The sequence below is a fragment of the Magnetospirillum sp. 15-1 genome, assembly GCF_900184795.1.
GTDB lineage: Bacteria > Pseudomonadota > Alphaproteobacteria > Rhodospirillales > Magnetospirillaceae > Phaeospirillum.
This window is the reverse complement of the sequence record NZ_FXXN01000027.1, coordinates 436857-459516: the sequence shown is the minus strand read 5'-3', so window position 1 is coordinate 459516 and position 22660 is coordinate 436857. Positions and strand designations below refer to the sequence as shown.

The following is a 22660-nucleotide window of genomic DNA, read 5'->3' as shown; positions in this document are numbered from 1 at the left end:
GGGATCTCAACCGACCAGCAGCGAGACCCGATTGCCGGGATGGCGTTCCAGACGCCCCGCCAGTTCGACTTCCAGCAGGACCCAAGACACCATGGAGGGTGACAATTGGCATTGGCGGATGATTTCGTCAACCATCACCGGTGCCGGCCCCAATGCCTCGACCACTCGGGCCCGGGCCTGATCCAGTTCGGATTCGTCGGGAACGACCGCCTCCGGGGCGCGGAAACCGGCGCGCTTTCCCTCGGCCAGCGGGCGGCGCAGCAGGTCGCCCAGCACGTCGGTCACATCCGTGACACTTTCGGTGAGCGTGGCGCCGTTACGGATCAGATCGTTGGGACCGGCGGCGCGCGGGTCCATGGGCGAGCCGGGGACGGCGAACACGTCCCGCCCCTGATCGGCGGCGAACCGCGCCGTGATCAGCGAGCCCGAACGGGCATTGGCCTCGACCACCACCACTCCCAGGGACAGCCCCGAGATGATGCGGTTGCGCCGGGGAAAATAACTGGCCTGGGGCTGGGTCCCCACCGGCATCTCGGAAACCACGGCGCCGGCCTCGGCGATTTCGCGCCACAGGGATTCGTTCTCGGGGGGATAGACCACGTCGACGCCGCCGGCCAGCACCGCCACGGTGCCCGAGGCCAACGCCCCCTGATGGGCGGCGGTATCGATGCCGCGCGCCATGCCGCTGGTCACCACATAGCCGGCGCGGCCCAGATCGGCGGCCATGCGGCGGGCGAAATTGCGGCCGTTGAGCGAAGCGTTGCGCGCCCCCACCATGGCGATCATCGGCTTGCCCAGTACCGAGGGGTTGCCCAGCATGCAGAGCAGCGGCGGCGCATCGTCAAGGGCGGCCAGCCAGGCGGGGTAGCCCGGCTCGGCAACCGCCAGCAGGCGGGCGCCAAGCCGTTCGGTGGCCTGCATCTCGCGCTCGGCATCGGGTTTGGGACAGATACGGATGGGCCGCCGCGCCCCACCCTTGCGCGCCAGATCGGGCAGCGCTGCCAGGGCGGCTCCCGCCGAGCCGAAGCGGTCGAGCAAACGCGAGAAGGTGCGCGGCCCGACATTCTCGCTGCGGATCAGCCGCAGCCAGTCGAACCGTTCCGCGGCTGAAAGTTGCCTCTTGCCCTCGTCCATGACGTGCAGGGTGACCGAGTGCATGCAATCGGTCAAGGGCCGCGAGGCGCTATTTCTCCCGCAGGCTGATGGCCTTGCGGGCCAGGATCTGGTCGCACACCGTGTTGGTGTCCCAGGACGAATGCTTGCCCAGCGCCGGCTTGATGGTGGACCAGCTGTCGGCGAAGGCCTTGCGCCCCAGGTCGCGGAGATAGACCAGGAAGTCCCAGGCCGGCGCGTCCTTGGAATAGACGCCCAGCTTGACCATGTCCTCGTCGGCGTGGATGCGGTGCAGGTTGACCCGGCGATAGGGATGCTGGCCGGGGGGCGGGTCCTTGATCATGCCGGCGTCCACCAGCCGGTTGATGGTCTCGATGGCGTTGACCTCGTGGACCAGCGAGGCGTTGAAGGCCACCTCGTTCAGACGGTCCAGCACTTGGCGCGCCCCCTTGGGCGGCGGGCCGTCGCGGTGCAGCGGGTTCAGCGTCACCAGCACCAGATCCTCGGCGTCGGCCTCGCGCAGGCGCTCCACCAGCGGCGTGAGCGGCGGATTGCCCATGTAGCCGCCATCCCAGTAATGATGGTCGCCGATGGTGACGGTATGCAGCGAGGTGGGCAGGTTGGTCGACGCCCGCACCGCGTCGGGCGACACTCCGCCGTCGATGAACAGCTGGCGGCGGCACTCGCCGATGTCGGTGGCGGCGACGATCAGGGTGGGGGTCCCCTCCTGGGGCAGGGCGAAGATGGCCGGAATCTCGGGCAACACGTCGCGCAGCACGGCGGTAAGATAGGTGCCCAGGCCCGATTCGGCGGCCGGGGTATTGGCGCCGGCCACGTCGGCCCAGCGGGCGGCGGGGGAATCGTCGATGTTCCAGCCCTGGGCGAGGCCGATGGCGGCGACGAAGGGATTGCCGCCCCAGAAGGCGGCACGGGCCACCGTCTCCCACAATTCGCGGACCTTGGTCCGCGCCGCCTCCGCCATGCGCTTGGACCGCGCGTTGGCCGGGCCGGGCTGGGCGGCGCCCTCGTGATAGCCATAGGTCATGGCGGTGGCGGTCAGCGCCCCCGACGAGGCCCCGCTGATTCCGACGAACTCGATGGCGCCGGCCGCCGCTTCGTCCAGCAGCGCGTCGATCACGCCCCAGGTAAAGGCGCCGTGCACGCCGCCACCTTGCAACGCAAGCGCAATCCGATGGGGTTTTCCCATGAGCGTTCCTCCCGGAGAGGACGGTTGCCGTCCTTGTTTTGCCGAAGCGTACCGCGACCCCGCCCCCGCTGGCAACCGCAGGTATCGTTACAACTCCCCAGGCTCCTTACCTGATTGGACAAGCCGGGCCGGCGCGCTATGCTGGCGGTCCTTTCCAGTTGGGGTGAAGGGGATCAGAACCATGACCGATACCGGCGCCACGCCCGGACTGCAACGCGTCTTCCCGCGGGGGACGGTGATCTTCAAGGAAGGTGACCGCGGCTCCGAGGCCTATATGCTGCAGCAAGGCACCATCCGCATCTTCAAGACGGTGGCGGGCCGCAAGGTCACCATCGGCCGCGTCTGGCCGTTCCAGGTGTTCGGCGAGATGGCCCTGCTGGACGACGGCCCGCGCATGGCCGCCGCCATGGTGGACGACGACGCCACCTGTCTGGTGCTGACCAAGGAGGCCATCCGCTCCATGATGGATCAGGCGCCGCCGGGGCTGAACACCCTGATCCACTCGCTGCTGTCCACCATCCGCGAACTGGGCGACGACCTGGCCGACGCCAGGGCCATGCTGGCGGAACACGGGGTGGAATGATCCAGGTCCTGGCGGCGCTGGCGCCGATCGTCGCCCTGATCGCCCTGGGTCACCAGATGCGGTCGCGGCGCTGGGTGGACGACGCCTTCTGGCCGCCGGCGGAATGGGCCACCTTCCACCTGTTCCTCCCCGCCCTGCTGGTCGCCTCGCTGGCCCGCGCCCGCCTCGAGGGATTGCCGGTCGGCACCATCTTCGCCGTCGAGGCGGGAATCGTGCTGACCATGGCATCGGCCGCCTGTCTGGCGGCAGGGCGGCTGGCGCAGGCTCCCTGGTCCCTGAACGGGCCGGCCTTCACCTCCCTGTTCCAGTGCGCCATCCGCCCGAACACCTATGTGGCCCTGGCCGTGGGGGCCGGGCTGTGGGGCAGCCAGGGAGTGGCGCTGATCGCCGTCTGCACCGCCGCCGTGATCCCCCTGGTCAACCTGCTGTCCACCCTGGCCATGCTGCATTGGGCCCGGAGCGGGAAGCGGATGGGATGGCGCGAAGCCGTTCTGCCAGTGGTCACCAATCCCCTGATCCTGTCCTGCGCCGTGGGCGCCGCCATCAATGTCTCCGGCCTCCGCCTGCCGTCGGTGGCCGCGTCGATCCTCGACATTCTGGCCGGCGCCTCGCTGCCGCTGGCGCTTTTGTCCATCGGCGCGGGCATCCGCCTGGACAGCCTGAGGCGCCCCAACCCGTCGGTGTGGCTGGCCGTCGCCGCCAAGATGTTCGTTCTGCCCGTCCTGGCCTTCGGCGCCCTGAAACTGGCCGGGCTGGGCGGAATCGCCCTGGCGGCCTGCGGCATCTACGCGGCCCTGCCCGCCTCGCCGGCATCCTATGTGACCGCCCGCCGGATGGGCGGCGACGCCCCCCTGGTGGCCACCATGCTGTCCGCCCAGACCATCGCCGGAGCGGTGATCCTGCCCCTGTGGCTGATGCTGCTGGGAGCCGGCTGAATCCCATCCGCGTGCCGATTTCCCCTTGCGACCGAATTAAAAAAACGTATGCTCGTTTAACGCACCAACCGGCCTGTATGAGGGAACGAGCGATGACCGGCTTCAATTCCGCGCTGAACTTCGACCTGGGTGAAACCGCCGACATGATGCGCGACGCGGTCGCCGCCTTCGCGAGCGCCGAGATCGCGCCCCGCGCCGCCGAGATCGACCGCAGCAACGAATTCCCCAACGAACTTTGGCCGCGCCTGGGGGCCATGGGTCTCTTGGGCATCACCGTCGAGGAGAAATACGGCGGCGCCGGCATGGGCTATCTCGAGCACGTGGTGGCCATGGAGGAGATCAGCCGGGCCTCGGCCTCGGTGGGCCTGTCCTATGGCGCGCACTCCAACCTCTGCGTCAACCAGATCAAGCGCAACGGCACCGAAGCGCAGAAGATGAAGTACCTGCCCAAGCTGATCTCGGGCGAGTACATCGGCGCGCTGGCCATGAGCGAGCCCAATGCCGGCTCCGACGTGGTCAGCATGAAGCTGAAGGCCGAGAAAAAGGGCGACCGCTACGTCCTCAACGGCACCAAGATGTGGATCACCAACGGCCCCGACGCCGACGTGATCGTGGTCTATGCCAAGACCGACGTCACCGCCGGGCCGCGCGGCATCACCGCCTTCCTGGTCGAGAAGAATTTCAAGGGCTTCTCGGTGGCGCAGAAGCTGGACAAGCTGGGCATGCGCGGCTCCAACACCGGCGAACTGGTGTTCCAGGACTGCGAGGTGCCGGAAGAGAACGTGCTGGGCACCATCGGCAAGGGCGTCAACGTGCTGATGAGCGGCCTGGATTACGAGCGCGTGGTGCTGACCGGCGGGCCGCTGGGCATCATGGCCGCCTGCATGGACGTGGTGGTCCCCTATGTCCACGAGCGCGTCCAGTTCGGCCAGCCCATCGGCACCTTCCAGCTGATGCAGGGCAAGCTGGCCGATATGTACACCACCTTCAACGCCTGCCGCGCCTACACCTACGCGGTCGCCAAGGCCTGCGACCGGGGCGAGACCAATCGCAAGGATGCCGCCGGCGTGATCCTCTACGGCGCCGAGAAGGCCACCTGGATGACCCTGGAAGCCATCCAGACCCTGGGCGGCAACGGCTATATCAACGAATACGCCACCGGCCGGCTGCTGCGTGACGCCAAGCTCTACGAGATCGGCGCCGGCACCAGCGAAATCCGCCGCATGCTGATCGGCCGCGAGCTGTTCGAAGAGACCAAGTAGCCCTCCTTCTCAAACCGTCATGGCCGGGCTTGACCCGGCCATCCATGGACCCCCGGTATCCAAGTCCGGGGGTAACGCCGAATAAAGCGGAATTTGCCAGCCATGAGCGTGATCAAAAGCTCCGTCAATCCCCGCTCGGACGAGTTCAAGGCCAATGCCGAGGCGACCCAGGCCCTGGTGGACGACCTGAAGCGCGTCGTGGCCCAGGTGAAGCAGGGCGGCGGCCCCGCCATGCGCGAGCGCCACATCGCGCGCGGCAAGCTGCTGCCGCGCGAACGCATCCGCCGCCTGCTGGACGTGGGCTCGCCCTTCCTGGAATTCTCGCAACTGGCCGCCTGGGATATGTATTCCAAGGACGTGATGGGGGCCGGCATCATCACCGGCATCGGCTCCATCGCCGGCCAGGAATGCATGATCGTCGCCAATGACGGCACGGTGAAGGGGGGCAGCTACTACCCCCTGACCGTGAAGAAGCACCTGCGCGCCCAGGACATCGCCAAGGAAAACAACCTGCCCTGCGTCTATCTGGTGGAATCGGGCGGCGCCAATCTGCCCAACCAGGACGAGGTGTTCCCCGACCGCGACCATTTCGGCCGCATCTTCTATAATCAGGCCCAGATGTCGGCCCTGGGCATCCCGCAGATTTCCGTGGTGCACGGCTCGTGCACGGCGGGCGGCGCCTATATCCCGGCCATGAGCGACGAAAGCGTCATCGTCAAGAACCAGGGCACCATCTTCTTAGGCGGACCGCCCTTGGTGAAGGCCGCCACGGGCGAGGTGGTCTCGGCCGAGGAGTTGGGCGGTGCCGACGTGCATTGCCGCACCTCGGGCGTCACCGACCATTACGCCCAGGACGACGGCCACGCGCTGGCCATCGCGCGCCGCATCGTCGGCAATCTCAACCGCACCAAGCCGGTCGGCCTCAAGATGGCCACGCCGGAAGAACCGCTGTACGACCCCAAGGAAATCTACGGCATCATCCCCAACGACCGCCGCAAGCCCTATGACGTGCGCGAGGTCATCGCCCGCATCGTCGACGGCTCGCGCCTGGACGAGTTCAAGCAGACCTACGGCACCACCCTGGTCTGCGGCTTCGCCCACATCTGGGGCTATCCGGTGGGCATCGTCGCCAACAACGGCATCCTGTTCTCGGAAAGCGCCCAGAAGGGCGCCCACTTCGTCGAACTGTGCAGCCAGCGCGGCATTCCGCTGATCTTCCTGCAGAACATCACCGGCTTCATGATCGGCAAGAAGTACGAGGCCGGCGGCATCGCCAAGGACGGCGCCAAGATGGTCACCGCCGTGGCCTGCGCGCGTGTGCCGCGCTTCACCGTGATCATGGGCGGCAGCTTCGGGGCGGGCAATTACGGCATGTGCGGCCGCGCCTACCAGCCGCGCATGCTCTATATGTGGCCCACCGGCCGCGTCTCGGTGATGGGCGGCGAGCAGGCGGCCAACGTCATGGCCCAGATCAAGAAGGACGCCATGGAGGCCAAGGGCCAAAGCTGGCCCGCCGACGAGGAGGAGGCGTTCAAGGCCCCCATCCGCGACCAGTACGAAACCCAGGGCCACCCCTACTACGCCGGAGCGCGCCTGTGGGACGACGGGCTGGTCGACCCGGCCGAGACCCGCATGGTGCTGGCGCTGTCGCTCTCCGCCTCGTTCAACGCCCCCATCGAGCCGACGAAGTTCGGCGTGTTCCGGATGTAGGAGGCGGGAATGGCTTTCCGGAACACCCGTCGACGTCTTCGCGGCACACGGGGAAATTCACCACGAAGGCACGAAGGCATGAAGGATTCAGGAAGGAATGAATCCTTTCAGCCTTCCTTCGTGTCGTCTTCATGCCTTCGTGCCTTCGTGGTTCATTGGCGGCCTCCGCATGGCCTGGAGAAGACTCCATGAGCGCCCTTCTCATCGGCACCAATGACGGGGTGCGGACCATCACCCTCAATCGGGCCGAGCGGCACAACGCCTTCGACGACGCCCTGATCGCCGAGTTGGCCGCCGCTTTCCATGACGCCGCCACCGCGCCGGGCATCCGCGCCGTGGTGCTGGACTCCACTGGGAAAAGCTTCTCGGCCGGGGCCGACCTGGAGTGGATGAAGCGCATGGCCGGCTATTCCCATGCGGAGAATCTGGCCGACGCCCAGGCCTTGTCCGACATGCTGGAAGCCATCGATTCCTGCCCGCGGCCGGTCATCGGCGTGGTGCAGGGCGCGGCTTACGGCGGCGGCGTCGGGCTGGTGGCGGCATGCGATCTGGCGGTGGCGGCCGAGGGCGCCACCTTCTGCCTGTCCGAGGTCAAGCTGGGCATCATCCCGGCGGTGATCAGCCCCTATGTGGTGCGCGCCATGGGCGGCCGGCATGCGCGGCGCTACGCCGTCACCGCCGAACTGTTCGACGCGGCCGAGGCCCGGGCCACGGGGCTGGTCCACGAGGTTGTGCCGACCGAACGCCTGGGCGAGGTCAGGGACAAGTGGCTGGCCCGGATCAAGGGCAACGGCCCCGAGGCCATGAGCGCCGCCAAGGGGCTGATCCGCCGCGCCGCCGACCAGCCCCTGGACGAATCCCTGCGCCACTGGACCGCCGAGCAGATCGCCCAGCGCCGCGCTTCGGACGAGGGCAAGGAGGGCATCCGCGCCTTCCTGGAAAAGAGAAAGCCGAGTTGGGTGGTGAACTAGCTTTTTGTGCGTCATGGCCGGGCTCGACCCGACCATCCACGCGGTGCGGCAAGTCCCGAGGAATGGAGTTGCGGCCCGGCGTGGACACCCGGAACACGTCCGGGCATGACGATCATCAGATTTAGAGCGTCTCGGGGAACAAGCATGTTCGATAAGATCCTCATCGCCAATCGCGGCGAAATCGCCTGCCGGGTCATGCGCACCGCACGGCGTCTGGGCATCCGCACCGTGGCGGTCTATTCCGAGGCCGACGCCAACGCCATGCACGTGGCCATGGCCGACGAGGCGGTACTGATCGGCCCCGCCGCCGCCGCCGAGAGCTACCTCAAGGGCGACGTCATTCTCGAGGCCGCCAAACGCACCGGAGCCCAGGCCATCCATCCCGGTTACGGCTTCCTGTCCGAGAATGCCGGCTTTGCGGAAGGCTGCGCCAAGGCTGGCGTGGTGTTCATCGGCCCGCCGGTGGGCGCCATCCATGCCATGGGCTCCAAGGCCGAGTCCAAGCGGCTGATGGAAGCGGCCGGCGTGCCGCTGGTGCCCGGCTATCACGGCAAGGGGCAATCCCTGGAGGAACTGACCCGCGAGGCGGCATTGATCGGCTATCCCGTGCTGGTCAAGGCCAGCGCCGGTGGCGGCGGCAAGGGCATGCGGGTGGTGACCGAGGCGTCCGGTCTGGCCGATGCCGTGGCCTCGGCCAAGCGTGAGGCCAAGGCCGCGTTCGGCGACGATTCCCTGCTGCTGGAGACCTATCTGGGGCGCCCGCGCCATGTGGAGATCCAGGTGTTCTGCGACACCTTTGGCAACGGCGTCTATCTGTTCGAGCGCGATTGCTCCATCCAGCGCCGCCATCAGAAGGTGATCGAGGAGGCTCCCGCCCCGGCATTGGCCGACGAGACGCGGCGCGCCATGGGCGAGGCCGCCGTTTCCGCCGCCCAGGCGGTGGATTACGTCGGCGCCGGCACGGTGGAATTCCTGTATCAGGACGGCCGCTTCTTCTTCATCGAGATGAATACGCGGCTCCAGGTGGAGCACCCGGTCACCGAGATGATCACCGGCCTTGATCTGGTGGAATGGCAGTTGCTGGTGGCGTCGGGGGCCAGGCTGCCCCTGGCCCAGGAGCAGCTTTCCCGCAAGGGCCATGCCTTCGAGGCCCGGCTTTATGCCGAGGACCCCTCCCGGGACTTCCTGCCGGCCATCGGCAAGCTGGTCCATCTGGCGCCTCCGTCCGAGAACCGCCACGTGCGCGTCGATACCGGTGTGCGCCAGGGCGACGAGGTCACGCCCTTCTACGACCCGATGATCGCCAAGCTGATCGTCTGGGACGAGGACCGCGACGCGGCGCTGCGACGCCTGCGCCGGGCGCTGGCCGATTATCAGGTGGCGGGCGTCACCACCAACGTCTCGTTCCTGGGGGCCATCGCCGCCCACCCCGCCTTCGCCGCGCTGGAAATCGATACCGGCTTCATCGAGCGCCACCGTGCCGATCTGCTGCCGCCCCCCGCCCCGGTACCGGCCATGGGGCTGGCCTTCGCCTCCCTGGCCCTGCTGCTGTGGCGCGAAGACGACAGCGCCAAGGCGGCGGCGCGCTCCGGCGATCCCCATTCCCCCTGGCACCAGACCAACGGCTGGCGCCTCAACGACGACAACCACCACGACTTCCGCTTCGTGGACGGAGGCGACGAGCGCCGGGTCACCGTGCACTTCGTCGCCGACGGCTGGCAATTGGACCTGCCCGACCAGACCCTGTCGGCGCGGCGCGCCAGTCTGACCGGCACCACCTTGTCGGCGGAGATCGGGGCCGAGCGGCGCACCGCCTCGGTGGTGCGCTCGGGCTTCGACATCACCGTGCTGCACGACGGCCACGTCTGGAAGATCAAGCTGGACGACCCGTCCGCCACGGCGGCCGAGCGCGAAGGCGGCGACGGCCGTCTGGCGGCTCCCATGCCGGGCACCGTGGTGCAGGTGCTGGTCAAGCCGGGCGATGCGGTCGCCGCCGGTCAGCCGCTGATCGTCGTCGAGGCCATGAAGATGGAGCACGCCATCAAGGCCCCCGCCGAGGGCGTCGTCGCCGCCATCCACTTCAAGGTGGGCGACGCGGTGGCCGAGGGCACAGAGTTGCTGGCCTTCGAGGTCAGCGAGTGAAATTGGGCCGCCGCCCCGAATGGAAGAGAAGGTTCGGACCATGCGTCATCCCAGCCGCGTCAAGATCGTCGAGGTCGGCCCGCGCGACGGCTTGCAGAACGAGCCCAAGCCGGTGTCGGTGGAGGTCAAGGTCGGGCTGATCGACCGGCTGACCGAAACCGGCCTGACCGCCATCGAATCGGGCAGCTTCGTCAGCCCCAAATGGGTGCCGCAGATGGCGGCCACCACCGAGGTGATGGCCGCCATCACCCGGCGGCCCGGCGTGTCCTATCCGGTGCTGACCCCCAATCTGCAGGGGCTGGAGGCGGCATTGGCCGCGAGAGCCGAGGAGGTGGCGGTGTTCGCCGCCGCGTCGGAGACCTTTTCGAGCAGGAACATCAACTGCTCCATCGCCGAAAGCCTGGAGCGCTTCGCCCCCCTGGCCGTCCGGGCACGGGCCGAGGGCCTTAGGGTGCGGGGCTACGTCTCCTGCGTGCTGGGCTGCCCCTACGAAGGCCCCATCGCCCCGGCGGCGGTGGCCGAGGTCGCCGGCAAGCTGGCCGCCATGGGCTGCTACGAAATCTCGCTGGGCGATACGGTGGGGGTGGGAACCCCCGCCAAGGCCCAGGCCATGATCGATGCCGTGGCGGCCCGCCTGCCCGTCGAGATGCTGGCCGCCCACTTCCACGATACCTACGGCCAAGCCCTGGCCAACCTGCTGGCGGTCATGGAGCGCGGCGTGGCGGTGATGGATTCCTCGGTGGCCGGGCTGGGCGGTTGTCCCTATGCCAAGGGCGCCGCCGGCAACGTGGCCAGCGAGGATCTGGTCTACATGCTGAACGGCATGGGCATCCACACCGGCGTCGACCTGGACAGGCTGATTGCCGCCGGAAATTTCATCTGTTCGGCGCTGGGCCGCCCCACCGGTTCGAAAGTAGCGCGAGCCCGCGGCTGATAGAGCCGATGATCCTGGCGATTAGTATGCCCCTGTGATAGCCTGGAAATCTCGTCATCGGCATTGCGGACGCGGGTCCATGTCCACGGATTTCTGGGTTGATGCACTGAGTGTCGGGGTCGACGAGTTCGATCGCGCCCATCGCGAGCAACTGAACACCATCGGCGAAGTCGAGGCGGCCCTGGGCCGTGGAGACCGCGCCGAGGCGGTCATGCGGCTGGAACATCTGCTGCAGCATCTGATCCGTCATCAGGCCGAGGAGGTGGACCTGCTGGTCCGCACCTCCTATCCCGGCATCGACCACATCCGCGAGACCCAGTCGGCCAATCTGGCCCGCCTGAATCGGCTGAGGGAGCAGGTGGAAACCGGCGGCGCCCTGCCGGACGCCCGGCGTATCGCCACGGAAATGCGGATGGCCTTCGTGGACTACCTGCTGAAGGGCGACATCAACTTCAAGAGCCACCTCGACATGGCCGGATACGGCTACCGGTGATTTCAGCCTCGCTGGTCATCGTCACCCAAGGGCACCGCCGGGGTGGAACGGGGCGTTCCCCAACCAGGACCGCCCCATGACCGCCACGCTCGGCACCTATGACCATTACGGCTATGCCGCCATCGCCCTGCTCGGCACCTTTCTCGGGGCGTGGTTCCTGCTGTGGGTGACCCTGCGTTCGCCCTGGTCCGAACGCATCCGCGCCTGGCGCGGCGTATCGCCGCCCTTCCTGGGGGTCGTCGGGGTTTTGTTCGCCCTGACCCTGGCCTTCCTGGCCAACGACACCTGGAACGCCCACGACCGGGCACTCAACGCCGTCTACCAGGAAGCCGACGGGCTGCGCAGCATCGAGGCCCTGGCCGAGCACCTGCCCGTCCCGGTCAAGGCCAGGGTGGAGAACGCGGTACGCGACTATGCCCGCATCGCCGTGGTCGAGGAATGGCCGCTGCTCGCCCGGCGCCAGAGCAGCCGCGCGGCGTCGGACCAGCTGGACCGGCTGCTGGCCTTGCTGGCCGGCCCCGAGGTCGCGACGGCGGCGCCAAGCGGCGTGCATGGATTGATGCTGAGCCAGGCCACCCAGGTCCGCGCGGCACGGGGCCTGCGCATCGCGCTGTCCCAGACCCACGTCAATCCGCTGAAATGGCTGGGGATGGCCTTTCTCGGCTTCCTCACCATGATTTCCATCGCCATGGTCCACGTGGATCAGGCGCGGGCGGAAATCCTGGCCATGGTGATCTTTGCGGCCGCCGCCGCCCCGACGGCGGCCATCGTACTGGTGCAGGGCAACCCGTTCCAGCCGCCCACCCAGGTTCACGCCGGGCCGATCGCGGCCCTGATGGATCAGTCCAGCGGGGCGGGGGGAGCCCGGTGAAAGAAGTCGGGATCGGCGAGCGTCGAGGCCGATACGGTAATCATGGTCTTGGGCTGCAGCTTGTTGAACAGCCGGGCATGCATGATGCCGTCCACGTGCTCGAAAATCTTCTCGACCACCCAAACGCTCTTCTTGGTGTCGTGGGTCTTGATGAACATGTCGCCGACCTGTGCATCAACGGACTTGCGCTTGAACATTCCTACTCCCGCCGAATTCACCCGGATGAGATGATCATCCTGCCGGAGCCTGGAACGGCCCCGATCTGACAGAGGTTATATGACACGGAGCCGGACGGGAAGCCGTGTCGTGAATTTTGTGCCATGCGGGATAGGAATCCGTGACCAGAAGCAACGCTATCGTATTGATCGATTGTGAGAATTTGACCAGCCCCCGGCAATTGGAATCCCTGGGCCGCTGGGCCGGGGCCGGCCGCGTCGAGCTGTTCGGGCGCGAGGCGGCCATGGCGCCATGGCGCAAGGCCCTGGCGCGGCGGGGTATTGCGGTGGCCGCGGAAACCCCGGTTCCCGATGACGCCCCGTCCCAGGCCGCCGATCAGGCCATCGCCCGCGCCGTGCGGGAAATGGCGGCCCGCCCGGTTCCCGGACCGGTGGTGATCGCCTCCAACGACAAGGGCTTCGCCGCCGACATCGACCACCTGTCGGCGGCCGGCATCGAAGCCCGCCAGGATTTCGACCTGAACGAGACCGGCCTGTTGCGTCTGGTGATGAAGGAGATCGCCCGGCCGGACGGCTGGGCCGCGGCCGGCGGAATCGGCGATCACCTGATCCGCCGCTTCGGCCTCGACATAAGGGGCCGGCTGGCCACCCTGGCGGCGCGGGCCGGGATCACCCTGCGCCGCGACCGGACCGGCCTGTGGCTGTCGTTCGGTGGGGATTAAGCGGCGGGCCGGTGACCAGAGTTTTTCGCACTTAAGCCGAATCGGAAGATCGAAAAACTCTTAAGCCCAAGCGGGACTTGAGCCCTGAAAAAGCAAAGCTTTTTCGTACAGACCGAATCCTGGAGTGCTTCAGCTTGAAGCTGATGCACTCTAGATCGCTGACGGGATACCCGCGTGGTCGTCCTTGGCAAGCTCGCGCTCGATCCGGACGGCATGGCGCCAGGCACTGATGGAAATGCCAAAGCCGGCGATGGTCAGAATGCCGATGGCGGCCATCACGATGTCCATGGTGGAAACGATCATGGTCCTCTCCTTGGCCGCACATATTCTCTCGGCCTGTCCCCGCCATGTACACGCCTTCTCGCAAGTGCGAAAGGAGTTCGAGGGCAGCCATGCACAAACCTCATGCATAGTTGCGGCAGGAAAGAATCAATAGGCGGCCCGTCGTGCGCGGGGGGCTCCATTCCCGGTTGCCCGTTGGGGGAAAACGCCTTTTCGTGCAAACCTTCCCCGGTGGATCGGCATTTGTCGGCAGCGGAACGCCGTCCTATCATGGCCGGGACAGAACGGAGGGCATGGCGATGTTGCGTCTTCGCGATATGCTGCTGATCGGAGCCGGATTGGCCTTTCTCGTCTGGGCGGTCCTGCCGCCGTCTTCCCTGGCCCTGAGCGAATCCTGCGCTCCCCAGGGCGGCCCGGCATCCATCAGTGCCGCCCTTTTTCCGGGAAGTTTCTGGGAAAAGCAGTTGACGGTCGTACTCGCCGAGCGTGACGAACTGCTGGGCCGGCCGGCGCGGCGCGCCCGCATCGAGGCCGAGCTGCAGCGTGAAGCCTCGGCCATCGAGGGCCGCATGGACCGGCTGAACCGGGAACAGAGCCGCGTCGACGACCGGGCCGAAAAGGAGCGGCAGGAAATGGCGGAACAAAGCGCCCGCCTGAAGCGGGTCGCCTGGCTGATGGGCTGCGAGGGGGAAATCCGCCAGAGGCTGGCGAAGTAACGCAAAACCCCGATGCGCAGAGCTCATCGGGGTTTTGCTAGGCCCAAGGGGCCGCGCGGCTTATGCCGCGGGAGCCAAGCGTGCGGAGGCACGCGCCCGGCGATTGAGGGGCCACAGTAACCGTCTATTCGTGCTCGGGCTCGGGGCCGGAATCCACGTCGATGGGCACGCCCGGCTGCAGCTTGGAGGTGCGGATGGCCAGGGCGCTTTTCACGTGACTGATATTGGGCGCGGCGGTCAGGCGGGTGGTGAGGAAGCGCTGGTAATCGTCCCAGTCGTGGGCCACCACCTTGAGCAGGAAATCGGTCTCACCGGCCAGCATGTGGCATTCGCGCACCTCGGGCCAGCCCTTGACCAGATCCTCGAACCCCTTGAGGTCGGCCTCGGCCTGACTGTTCAGGCCCACATGGGCGAACACCGTGACGTTGAAGCCCAGGGCGGCGGGGTCGATCTCGGCGTGGTAGCCCTTGACGTAGCCCGCGTCCTCCAGCGCCCGCACCCGTCGCAGGCACGGCGGCGCCGAGATTCCCGCCCGTCTCGCCAGTTCGACATTGGTCATCCGGCCGTCGGCCTGCAGGTCGGCCAAAATGCGCCGATCGATGCGGTCAAGCTTGACCCGCTGCATAAGGGAACTCCAAAACCACTTAGGTTTGCGAAATTATATTACTCAGGCGCCGCCAGCAAGTGTCACGTTCCGTCGGGACGACGATTTTCCCCGGGGCGGCGGCCTTTCCGGCCGGGGCGGCCATACCCATAGGGAAACTGAGAGTTAATATCCTTCGCAGGCGGGGGTATGGCGGAAGTTTTGTAATCATTCCATCTTGCGTAAGCCGGGAAACCAGACTAGATTTCTCGGCATCATTTCCCACCAAGCCCTATATACGGAGCTTCCATAATGTCCGACGCGACTGTGAACCCGACCTCCCTGGTCACCAAGGCCGCCCCCGACTTCACCGCCCCGGCCGTGATGCCCGACAACGAGATCAATCCGTCGTTCAACCTGAAGTCCTATCTGGCGGGTTCCTACGGCGTGGTGTTCTTCTATCCGCTGGACTTCACCTTCGTCTGCCCGTCGGAAATCCTGGCCCACGACCATCGCGTCAAGGCCTTCGCCGAGCGCAACACCAAGGTCATCGCCGTCAGCGTCGATTCCCATTTCACCCACCTGGCCTGGAAGAACACCCCGGTGGAGAAGGGCGGCCTGGGCAACGTGCAGTTCCCCATGGTGGCCGACCTGACCAAGGACATCGCCAAGTCCTTCGGCGTCCTGCTGCCGGGCGGCGTCGCCCTGCGCGGCACCTTCATCATCGACAAGAACGGCGTGGTGCAGTCGGCCCACGTCAACAATCTGCCGCTGGGCCGCAACGTCGACGAGGCGCTCCGCCTGATCGACGCCCTGCAGTTCACCGAGGAGCATGGCGAGGTCTGCCCCGCCGGCTGGAACAAGGGCAAGGCCGGCATGAAGGCCAACCCGAACGGCGTCGCCGAGTATCTGGCCAAGCACGCCTCCGAACTGTAAGATTCGGAGTTGAAATCAAGGGCGCGCCGCTTGCCAGCGGCGCGCCCTGTCCATATGCTGTAGCGCAACAACATCTAATTAAACCGGGAAGCTGTCGATGGCACACCACCACTCCAAGGTTCTGATTCTGGGCTCCGGGCCCGCCGGCTGCACCGCCGCCATCTATGCGGCGCGCGCCAATCTCGAGCCCATGCTGGTTGCCGGATTGCAGCCCGGCGGCCAGTTGACCATCACCACCGACGTGGAGAACTTCCCCGGCTTCGCCGAGGCCGTCCAGGGCCCCTGGCTGATGGAGCAGATGCAGGCCCAGGCCGAGCACGTGGGTACCCGCTTCATGGACGACACCATCGTCTCGGTGGATCTCTCCAAGCGCCCCTTCACCGCGGTGGGCGATTCGGGCGACACCTATACCGGCGACACGCTGATCATCTGCACCGGCGCCACCGCCCGCTGGCTGGGCATCGAATCCGAAAAGACCTTCTCGGGCTTCGGCGTGTCGGCCTGCGCCACCTGCGACGGCTTCTTCTTCCGGGGCAAGGAAGTGGCGGTGGTCGGCGGCGGCAACTCGGCGGTGGAGGAAGCCCTCTATCTGGCCGGCATCGCCTCCAAGGTCACCCTGATCCATCGCCGCGACGCGCTCCGCTCGGAAAAGATTGCCCAGGATCGCCTGTTCGCCAATCCCAAGGTCTCGGTGGCCTGGGACAGCGTCGTCGACGAGATCGTCGGCGACAGCAATCCCCCCGGCGTCACCGGCGTGCGCATCAAGAACGTCAAGACCGGCGCGCTCAGCGTGCTGCCGGTGGACGGCGTGTTCATCGCCATCGGCCACACCCCCAACACCGACCTGTTCAAGGGTACCCTGGACATGGACGACGAGGGCTATCTGGTCACCGCCCCCGGCTCGGTCGCCACCAACGTGCCGGGCGTGTTCGCCGCCGGTGACGTGCAGGACAAGATCTATCGCCAGGCGGTCACCGCCGCCGGTACCGGCTGCATGGCGGCGCTGGAAGCCGAGCGCTTCCTCGCGGCGCATGGACATGGCGGTTAAGTTACGGCACAGTAGCCGGTAATAGTTGGGGAGGCGGAAAGCATAATCCGCCAGGGGAGGAGACCGGTCGTACCATGGACTGGGATAAGCTTAGGGTTTTCCATGCCGTCGCCGAGGCGGGCAGCTTCACCCATGCGGGCGAAGTACTCAATCTCAGCCAATCGGCCGTCAGCCGCCAGATCAGCGCGCTGGAGGAAAGCCTTAACCTGCCCCTGTTCCATCGCCACGCCCGTGGGCTGATCCTTACCGAGCAGGGAGAACTGCTCTACCGGACCGCCCGCGACGTGTTCTCCAAACTGGCCATGACCGAGGCGCTGCTCACCGAAAGCCGCGAGCGCGCCCAGGGGCCGCTGAAGATCACCACCACCGTGGCCTTCGGCTCGCTGTGGCTGACGCCGCGCATCAAGGAATTCCTCGATCTCTATCCCGAGATCGCGGTGACCATGGTGCTGTTCGACGGCGAACTGGACCTGGCCATGCGCGAGGCCGACGTGGCCATCCGCATGATGCCGCCGCGCCAGCCCGATCTGATCCAGCGTCACCTGATGTCCATGAACTACGCGGTGTTCGCTTCACCGTCATATATCGAACAATACGGCATCCCCAAATCCGCCGATGATCTGGACAACCACCGCATCATCGTCTACGGCGACGACACCCGCGTCTCGGCCCCGGTGTCCAATGTCAACTGGCTGCTGGAAGCCGGTGCCTCCCCCGACCGGCCGCGCCGGCCGGTGCTGGAGGTCAACAATATCTACGGCATCTACCGCGCCGTCAAAAGCGGCTTGGGGATAGCCGCCATGCCGGAATACCTGCGCGGCGAAGCCGAGGCGCTGGTCCACATCCTGCCCGAACTGAAGGGCCCCAAGGTGGAGACGTATTTCGTCTACCCCGAGGAATTGCGCCATTCCAAGCGCATCACGGTGTTCCGCGACTTCCTGCTTTCCAAGATCGCCGAAAGCGCCTGATCCGGCAAAAACCCTACCTGAAAAGCCAAGGCATGCGCTGATCGCATGCCTCTGTCCTGGTTTTTGGTGTGGTTCAAATGGCCGCTATGCCGTACATGAGTACTTACGACTTGTTGCACCGCAACAGGTCCCGAGATCGGCGGTTTCCGCCACCTCGTTCCCAGGTGCAATGCCTGGGTTTCGGGTCTTCGGACCCTACGTCTCCTAGACGTGAAGCCTCCCTGTTTGACTTACCCCCCGGTGCATAACCGGGGGGTTTCTTTTTGGCGGAACGGCGACAGCCCTCCCTCCCTCACGCAGAAAGGCTATCCGCCTTCCAGCGGATAGCCTTTTTTGTAACGGTCGAATGTCCGCCCCGGCTATTCCTCGACGGGAGCGCCGTCCAGATCGCCGGGGCCGGCGGCCAGGGCGTCGGAGATCAGGCCAGCATTCTGGCGGATGGTGCCTTCGATCTCGGCGGCCATGGCCGGGTTGTCGCGCAGGAACTGCTTGGCGTTCTCGCGCCCCTGGCCGATGCGGGTGGAGTTGTAGGAGAACCACGCCCCCGACTTCTCCACCACGCTGGCCTTGACGCCCAAATCGATGAGCTCGCCCATCTTGGAGACGCCCTCGCCGTACATGATGTCGAAATCCACCACCTTGAACGGCGGGGCCATCTTGTTCTTCACCACCTTGACGCGGGTCTGGTTGCCCACCACCTCGTCCCGGTCCTTGATGGCGCCGACCCGGCGGATTTCCATGCGCACCGAGGCATAGAACTTCAGCGCGTTGCCGCCGGTGGTGGTTTCCGGATTGCCGAACATCACGCCGATCTTCATGCGGATCTGGTTGATGAAGATGACGATGGTCTTGGATTTGGACACCGAACCGGTCAGCTTGCGCAGCGCCTGGCTCATCAGGCGGGCGTGCAGGCCCATGTGGTTGTCGCCCATCTCGCCTTCCAGCTCGGCACGCGGCACCAGGGCGGCCACCGAGTCCACCACCAGCACGTCGATGGCACCGGAGCGCACCAGGGTGTCGGCGATTTCCAACGCCTGCTCGCCGGCGTCGGGCTGGCTGATCAGCAGTTCGTCCAGGTTGACGCCCAGCTTGCGGGCATAGATGGGATCAAGGGCGTGCTCGGCGTCGACGAAGGCACAGGTACCACCCTTCTTCTGGGCCTCGGCGATGACGTGCAGCGCCAGGGTGGTCTTGCCCGAGCTTTCCGGCCCGTAGATCTCGATGATGCGGCCGCGCGGCAGGCCGCCGATGCCCAGCGCCACATCCAGGCCCAGCGACCCGGTGGAGACCACCTCGGCCTCGACCACCTGATCCTTCTGGCCCATCTTCATGATGGAGCCCTTGCCGAACGCCCGCTCGATCTGGCTGACGGCGGCTTCCAAAGCCTTCTGTCTATCCATGGTATCCTTGTCCACGAGACGCAACGCAGCCTGCGACATGGCCGTTCCCCTTCATCTATCCTGAACCGGGCGGTTCCGCAACGAGGATTACGCTACACGAACGAGAGGAGAACGCAAAGGGAATTGTTCGCATTTGTTCTGATTGGGTTCTTGGAACGGTTTGCTATCCCTCTTCCATCACCTGCTTGACCGCCCCGGCCAGCTGCTTGAGCGAGAAGGGCTTGGGGAGAAAATGGATGCCGGCGTCGGGATCGATGCCGTCGCGTGCGACGTCCTCGGAATAGCCGGAGATGAGGATCACCTTGATGGCCGGGCGCTCCATGCGGACGAAGCGGGCGAGCGTCACGCCGTCCATGCCGGGCATGACCACGTCCGAGATGAGGACCTGGATGGGCTCGCCGCCGTTCAGCACCTCCATGGCCTGCTCGCCCGAACGGGCCTCGATCACCGTATAGCCCTTGTTCCGGAGGGCGCGGGCCCCGAACAGGCGGACGGCGTCCTCGTCCTCGACCAGCAAGATGGTGCCCGAGCCGGTGAGGTCGGCGCCCACCGTCTCGGTCTGCTGGGCGGGGCGTTTGGTCTCGGCCGCCGGGTCGGCGTCGATGCGCGGCAGGTAGATGGAGAAGGTGGCGCCCTGGCCGGGCTCGGATTCCACGAAGATGAAGCCGTCGGTCTGGCGCACGATGCCATAGACGGTGGACAGGCCCAAGCCGGTGCCGGCTCCCACCTCCTTGGTGGAGAAGAACGGCTCGAAGATGCGGGCCAGATTCTCCTTGCCGATGCCGGTGCCGGTATCGGCCACCTCGATCTGCACGTAATCGCCGGCCGGCATCAGTTCGGGGCCGCGCTGCACCGGCTGGTCCACGTGGACGGCGTTGGTGCGGATGGTGAGCGCGCCGCCGCCCGGCATGGCGTCACGGGCATTGACGGCAAGGTTGATGATGACCTGATCGAACTGGCCGGGGTCGACGCGCACCAGCCCCAGGGCGCGGCCGTGGGTCATGCGCAGTTCGATGGTCTCGCCCAGCAAGCGGCGCAGCAGGTTGGACAGCTCGGCCAGGGCGTCGGTGACGTTCAGCAGGCGGGGCTGCAGGGCCTGGCGGCGGGAGAAGGCCAGCAACTGGCGGACCAGCGAGGCGGCGCGGTTGGCGTTCTGCTTGACCTGCATGATGTCGGCGAAGCTGGGGTCGCCGGCCCCGTGGCGCTGCAGCAGCAGGTCGCAAAAGCCGATCATGGCGGTCAGCAGGTTGTTGAAGTCGTGGGCCACCCCGCCGGCCAGTTGGCCCATGGCCTGCATCTTCTGGCTTTGGGCAAACTGCATCTCCAGATTGCGCTGCTCGGTGGCGTCGATGAAGTGGATCACCAGACCGGAGATGTCGCCGTCCTCGTGACTGGGACTGACGAACAGTTGGGCGATCAGGTTACGCCGCCCCTTGAGGCGTACCTCCAGATGGGTGCCGGGAGTGGAACCGGCGATCACCTTGCCCAATTGCTCCGAGGCCGGCGCCCGGTTCTCCTCGGCGATGACGTCGATGACGGCGCGGCCGATCATGTCGTCGCGGTCGATGCCCAGCATGGCCTGCAGCGCCAGATTGCAGGCGCCGATGGCCCCATCCAGATCCACCAGGGCGATGCCGACGGGAGCATCGTCGAACAGCCAGCGGAAGCGGCGTTCGGCGGCGCGCAGCGCCTTTTCCCACTGCTGCTCCGGCACCAGGTCGCGCACCACCACGGAGCGGGTGAACATCTCGCCGCCCTCGTCGAACACCGAATGGGCGACCAGAGCCTGGAACACCTCGCCCGAGCGGCCGCGCAGGCGCAACTCGGCCCGCTCCTCCTCCGGGTTGGGAACGGTGCCGAACACCTCGGCCAGATTGTAGCCGACGATCTCGTCGCCGCTCTTGCCCAGCCATTCGGCCAAGCGCTGGTTGACGTAGCGCACCGTGCCGTCGGCATCGGCCGAGTAGCAGCCCACCGGCAGCAGGTCGACGAAGTCCGACAGCAGTTCGTTCTCGCGCCGCAGGGTCTCCTCGATGGCGCGGCGCGAACTGACGTCCTCGGCGACCCAGGCCACCGCCTGGGAGTTGCCCGCCGGCCGGACCTCGAGCGCGAACCACTCACGCCCGCCCCCCGCCGAGACCAGGGTCACCTCGGTGCGCCGCGGCGCCCCCACCGCGGCGGCGGCGTCGAGACGCTCCATCTCGGCCAGGGCGCGATCGTCATCGGCGGCCAGCGCCTTGAGCGGGGCCAGGGGATCGGCGGCACCGCCCAACAGGCGGCGCGCCGCCTGATTGCGATAGAGCTCCCCGCCGGTGGAGGCCACCACCAGGACGGCGCGGCTTTCGGATTCCAGCGCTCCGGCCAGGATCGGGGCTCGGCCGGCCGGGCGGCGGGCGCGCAGCAGCAGCATGCCGCCGGACACCGCGGCCACCAAGGCGGCGGCGGAGATGGCGGGCCAGCCGGCCTCGGCCATGCCCAGCGCGGCGGTTCCGGCCACCGAGGCGGCCAGGCTGAGGATCAGCGGAGAGGGAATGGCCGCGTCAGTTCGCAAGTTCGCCCTTCAACTTCATGACGTAACCGATGATTTCCGCCACGGTCTTATAGTGCTCGGGCGGGATTTCCTCGTCCAGTTCGACGGTGGCGTAGAGCGCACGGGCCAGCGGCGGGTTCTCGACGATGGGCACCTCGTTCTCGGTGGCGAGGTCGCGGATGCGCTTGGCGATCAGGTCGACGCCCTTGGCCACCAGGACGGGAGCGCCCATGGATTCCTGGTCGTATTGCAGCGCCACCGCATAGTGGGTCGGGTTGGTCACCACCACGCTGGCCTTGGGCACCGCCGCCATCATGCGCTGGCGGGCGCGCTGCATGCGCAGGGCCCGCAGGCGGCCCTTGATCATGGGATCGCCTTCGGTCTGCTTGTGCTCGTCCTTGATCTCCTGCTTGGTCATCTTCATCTGCTGCGTGAACGCCCAGCGCTGATAGAACCAGTCGGCGGCGGCCAGGACGAACACCATCAGCACCACCACCATGATCATGGCGATCACCTGATGGCGCAGGTAATCCAGCATGGCCATCAGGTCCAGCGCCGCCAGCCCCGCATACTCGCTCATATGCGACCTGAGTATCAGGAAGATGACGAAGCCGATGGCGCCCACCTTGAACAGCGACTTCACGAACTCGACGAGGTTGCGGCCCGAGAAGATGCGCGTGATGCCCTTCATGGGACTCAGCTTGCTGAAATCCACCGTCAGCTTGTCGGGCAGGAACATCAGGCCGCTCTGGGCCATGGCCGAGGCCACCGCCAGGACCATCAGCAGCATCATGGGCAGGATCAGGACCTTGATGATGCTGACGGTTATCTCGGCCAGGATCCGCCCCACGTCGGGCTGCTCCATGGGAAAGGCGTGGGGGTGCTCGATGAAGGGAATCAGCAGGCGTTTGACGTCCCGCGCCATGTAGGGGGCGAACAGGGAAACGACGACCAGGGCGCCGACCAGACCCGCCCAGATCTTCACCTCCTGGGAGGTGGGGATGTTGCCCTGCTCGCGGGCCTGCGTCAGTTTTCGGTCTGTTGGGTCTTCTGTTTTGTCTTCGGCGTCTTCGGCCAT

22 protein-coding genes are annotated in these 22660 nt (G+C 66.6%); 14 read left to right on the top strand and 8 right to left on the bottom strand.

Annotated elements, in window-relative coordinates:
• Positions 1 to 6 precede the first annotated feature (6 nt).
• Positions 7 to 1158: a DNA-processing protein DprA gene (gene dprA, locus CP958_RS20425; RefSeq protein ID WP_096704210.1), complete on the bottom strand. Its 1152-nt coding sequence runs from the start codon at positions 1156 to 1158 to the stop codon at positions 7 to 9.
• A gap of 25 nt (positions 1159 to 1183) precedes the next feature.
• Positions 1184 to 2320 (bottom strand): patatin-like phospholipase family protein, encoded by a 1137-nt coding sequence (locus CP958_RS20420; RefSeq protein WP_096704027.1) that lies wholly within the window; start codon positions 2318 to 2320, stop codon positions 1184 to 1186.
• Positions 2321 to 2501: 181 nt separating this feature from the next.
• Between CP958_RS20420 and CP958_RS20415 the strand changes: the two genes are divergently transcribed.
• The 9 genes from CP958_RS20415 to CP958_RS20375 all read left to right on the top strand — a co-directional run bounded on the left by CP958_RS20415 (position 2502) and on the right by CP958_RS20375 (position 12221).
• Positions 2502 to 2903 carry a cyclic nucleotide-binding domain-containing protein gene (locus tag CP958_RS20415; RefSeq protein ID WP_096704026.1) on the top strand — a complete coding sequence of 134 codons (402 nt, stop codon included), beginning with the start codon at positions 2502 to 2504 and terminating at the stop codon, positions 2901 to 2903.
• A complete protein-coding gene (locus tag CP958_RS20410; RefSeq protein WP_096704025.1) occupies positions 2900 to 3838 on the top strand; it encodes an AEC family transporter in 939 nt (312 codons plus the stop codon). Before CP958_RS20415 ends, CP958_RS20410 begins: the two co-directional genes overlap by 4 nt.
• A 92-nt stretch (positions 3839 to 3930) precedes the next feature.
• Complete coding sequence (locus tag CP958_RS20405) at positions 3931 to 5100, top strand: isovaleryl-CoA dehydrogenase (protein WP_096704024.1); 1170 nt, start codon at positions 3931 to 3933, stop codon at positions 5098 to 5100.
• 102 nt (positions 5101 to 5202) lie between these two features.
• The gene (locus tag CP958_RS20400) at positions 5203 to 6810 is read left to right on the top strand and encodes a carboxyl transferase domain-containing protein (protein ID WP_096704023.1); all 1608 of its coding nucleotides are present in this window, start codon (positions 5203 to 5205) and stop codon (positions 6808 to 6810) included.
• 188 nt (positions 6811 to 6998) lie between these two features.
• Positions 6999 to 7781, top strand: a complete 783-nt coding sequence (locus CP958_RS20395) for an enoyl-CoA hydratase/isomerase family protein (protein ID WP_096704022.1) — start codon at positions 6999 to 7001, stop codon at positions 7779 to 7781.
• Positions 7782 to 7925: 144 nt separating this feature from the next.
• On the top strand, positions 7926 to 9923 hold the full coding sequence (locus tag CP958_RS20390) for an acetyl/propionyl/methylcrotonyl-CoA carboxylase subunit alpha (RefSeq protein WP_096704021.1): 1998 nt from the start codon (positions 7926 to 7928) through the stop codon (positions 9921 to 9923).
• 40 nt (positions 9924 to 9963) lie between these two features.
• A complete protein-coding gene (locus CP958_RS20385) occupies positions 9964 to 10857 on the top strand; it encodes a hydroxymethylglutaryl-CoA lyase (RefSeq protein ID WP_096704209.1) in 894 nt (297 codons plus the stop codon).
• A 79-nt stretch (positions 10858 to 10936) separates the two neighbouring features.
• Positions 10937 to 11350, top strand: a complete 414-nt coding sequence (locus tag CP958_RS20380) for a hypothetical protein (protein WP_096704020.1) — start codon at positions 10937 to 10939, stop codon at positions 11348 to 11350.
• Between the two features lie 76 nt (positions 11351 to 11426).
• Positions 11427 to 12221 carry a DUF4239 domain-containing protein gene (locus CP958_RS20375; protein ID WP_096704019.1) on the top strand — a complete coding sequence of 265 codons (795 nt, stop codon included), beginning with the start codon at positions 11427 to 11429 and terminating at the stop codon, positions 12219 to 12221.
• On the opposite strand, the gene CP958_RS20370 is transcribed toward CP958_RS20375, so the two are convergent.
• Complete coding sequence (locus CP958_RS20370; RefSeq protein ID WP_096704018.1) at positions 12191 to 12418, bottom strand: hypothetical protein; 228 nt, start codon at positions 12416 to 12418, stop codon at positions 12191 to 12193. The genes CP958_RS20375 and CP958_RS20370 overlap by 31 nt on opposite strands.
• 140 nt (positions 12419 to 12558) lie before the next feature.
• Here CP958_RS20370 and CP958_RS20365 point away from each other — a divergent pair, with 140 nt between their 5' ends.
• Complete coding sequence (locus CP958_RS20365) at positions 12559 to 13119, top strand: NYN domain-containing protein (protein WP_096704017.1); 561 nt, start codon at positions 12559 to 12561, stop codon at positions 13117 to 13119.
• 150 nt (positions 13120 to 13269) lie between these two features.
• Here the strand turns inward: CP958_RS20365 and CP958_RS26505 are convergent, their stop codons facing one another.
• Positions 13270 to 13422, bottom strand: coding sequence for a hypothetical protein (locus CP958_RS26505; protein ID WP_170959044.1), 153 nt, complete (start codon positions 13420 to 13422; stop codon positions 13270 to 13272).
• Between the two features lie 278 nt (positions 13423 to 13700).
• Between CP958_RS26505 and CP958_RS20360 the strand changes: the two genes are divergently transcribed.
• On the top strand, positions 13701 to 14117 hold the full coding sequence (locus tag CP958_RS20360; protein WP_242443016.1) for a hypothetical protein: 417 nt from the start codon (positions 13701 to 13703) through the stop codon (positions 14115 to 14117).
• A 124-nt stretch (positions 14118 to 14241) separates the two neighbouring features.
• Here the strand turns inward: CP958_RS20360 and CP958_RS20355 are convergent, their stop codons facing one another.
• Entirely contained in the window at positions 14242 to 14742 is a 501-nt protein-coding gene (locus CP958_RS20355) for an Lrp/AsnC family transcriptional regulator (protein ID WP_096704015.1), read from the bottom strand.
• A gap of 270 nt (positions 14743 to 15012) precedes the next feature.
• On the opposite strand from CP958_RS20355, the gene CP958_RS20350 reads away from it, so the two are divergent.
• The 3 genes from CP958_RS20350 (at position 15013) to CP958_RS20340 (ending at position 17652) form a co-directional block, all read left to right on the top strand.
• Positions 15013 to 15636: a peroxiredoxin gene (locus tag CP958_RS20350; protein WP_096704014.1), complete on the top strand. Its 624-nt coding sequence runs from the start codon at positions 15013 to 15015 to the stop codon at positions 15634 to 15636.
• A gap of 97 nt (positions 15637 to 15733) precedes the next feature.
• Positions 15734 to 16684: a thioredoxin-disulfide reductase gene (trxB, locus tag CP958_RS20345; protein ID WP_096704013.1), complete on the top strand. Its 951-nt coding sequence runs from the start codon at positions 15734 to 15736 to the stop codon at positions 16682 to 16684.
• 74 nt (positions 16685 to 16758) lie between these two features.
• Entirely contained in the window at positions 16759 to 17652 is an 894-nt protein-coding gene (locus tag CP958_RS20340; RefSeq protein WP_096704012.1) for a LysR family transcriptional regulator, read from the top strand.
• A gap of 359 nt (positions 17653 to 18011) precedes the next feature.
• On the opposite strand, the gene recA is transcribed toward CP958_RS20340, so the two are convergent.
• From recA to flhB, 3 genes are all read right to left on the bottom strand, one after another.
• On the bottom strand, positions 18012 to 19091 hold the full coding sequence (gene recA / locus CP958_RS20335; RefSeq protein ID WP_096704011.1) for a recombinase RecA: 1080 nt from the start codon (positions 19089 to 19091) through the stop codon (positions 18012 to 18014).
• A gap of 124 nt (positions 19092 to 19215) precedes the next feature.
• On the bottom strand, positions 19216 to 21603 hold the full coding sequence (locus CP958_RS20330; RefSeq protein WP_096704010.1) for a PAS domain-containing sensor histidine kinase: 2388 nt from the start codon (positions 21601 to 21603) through the stop codon (positions 19216 to 19218).
• A complete protein-coding gene (gene flhB / locus CP958_RS20325) occupies positions 21593 to 22660 on the bottom strand; it encodes a flagellar biosynthesis protein FlhB (RefSeq protein WP_096704009.1) in 1068 nt (355 codons plus the stop codon). Before flhB ends, CP958_RS20330 begins: the two co-directional genes overlap by 11 nt.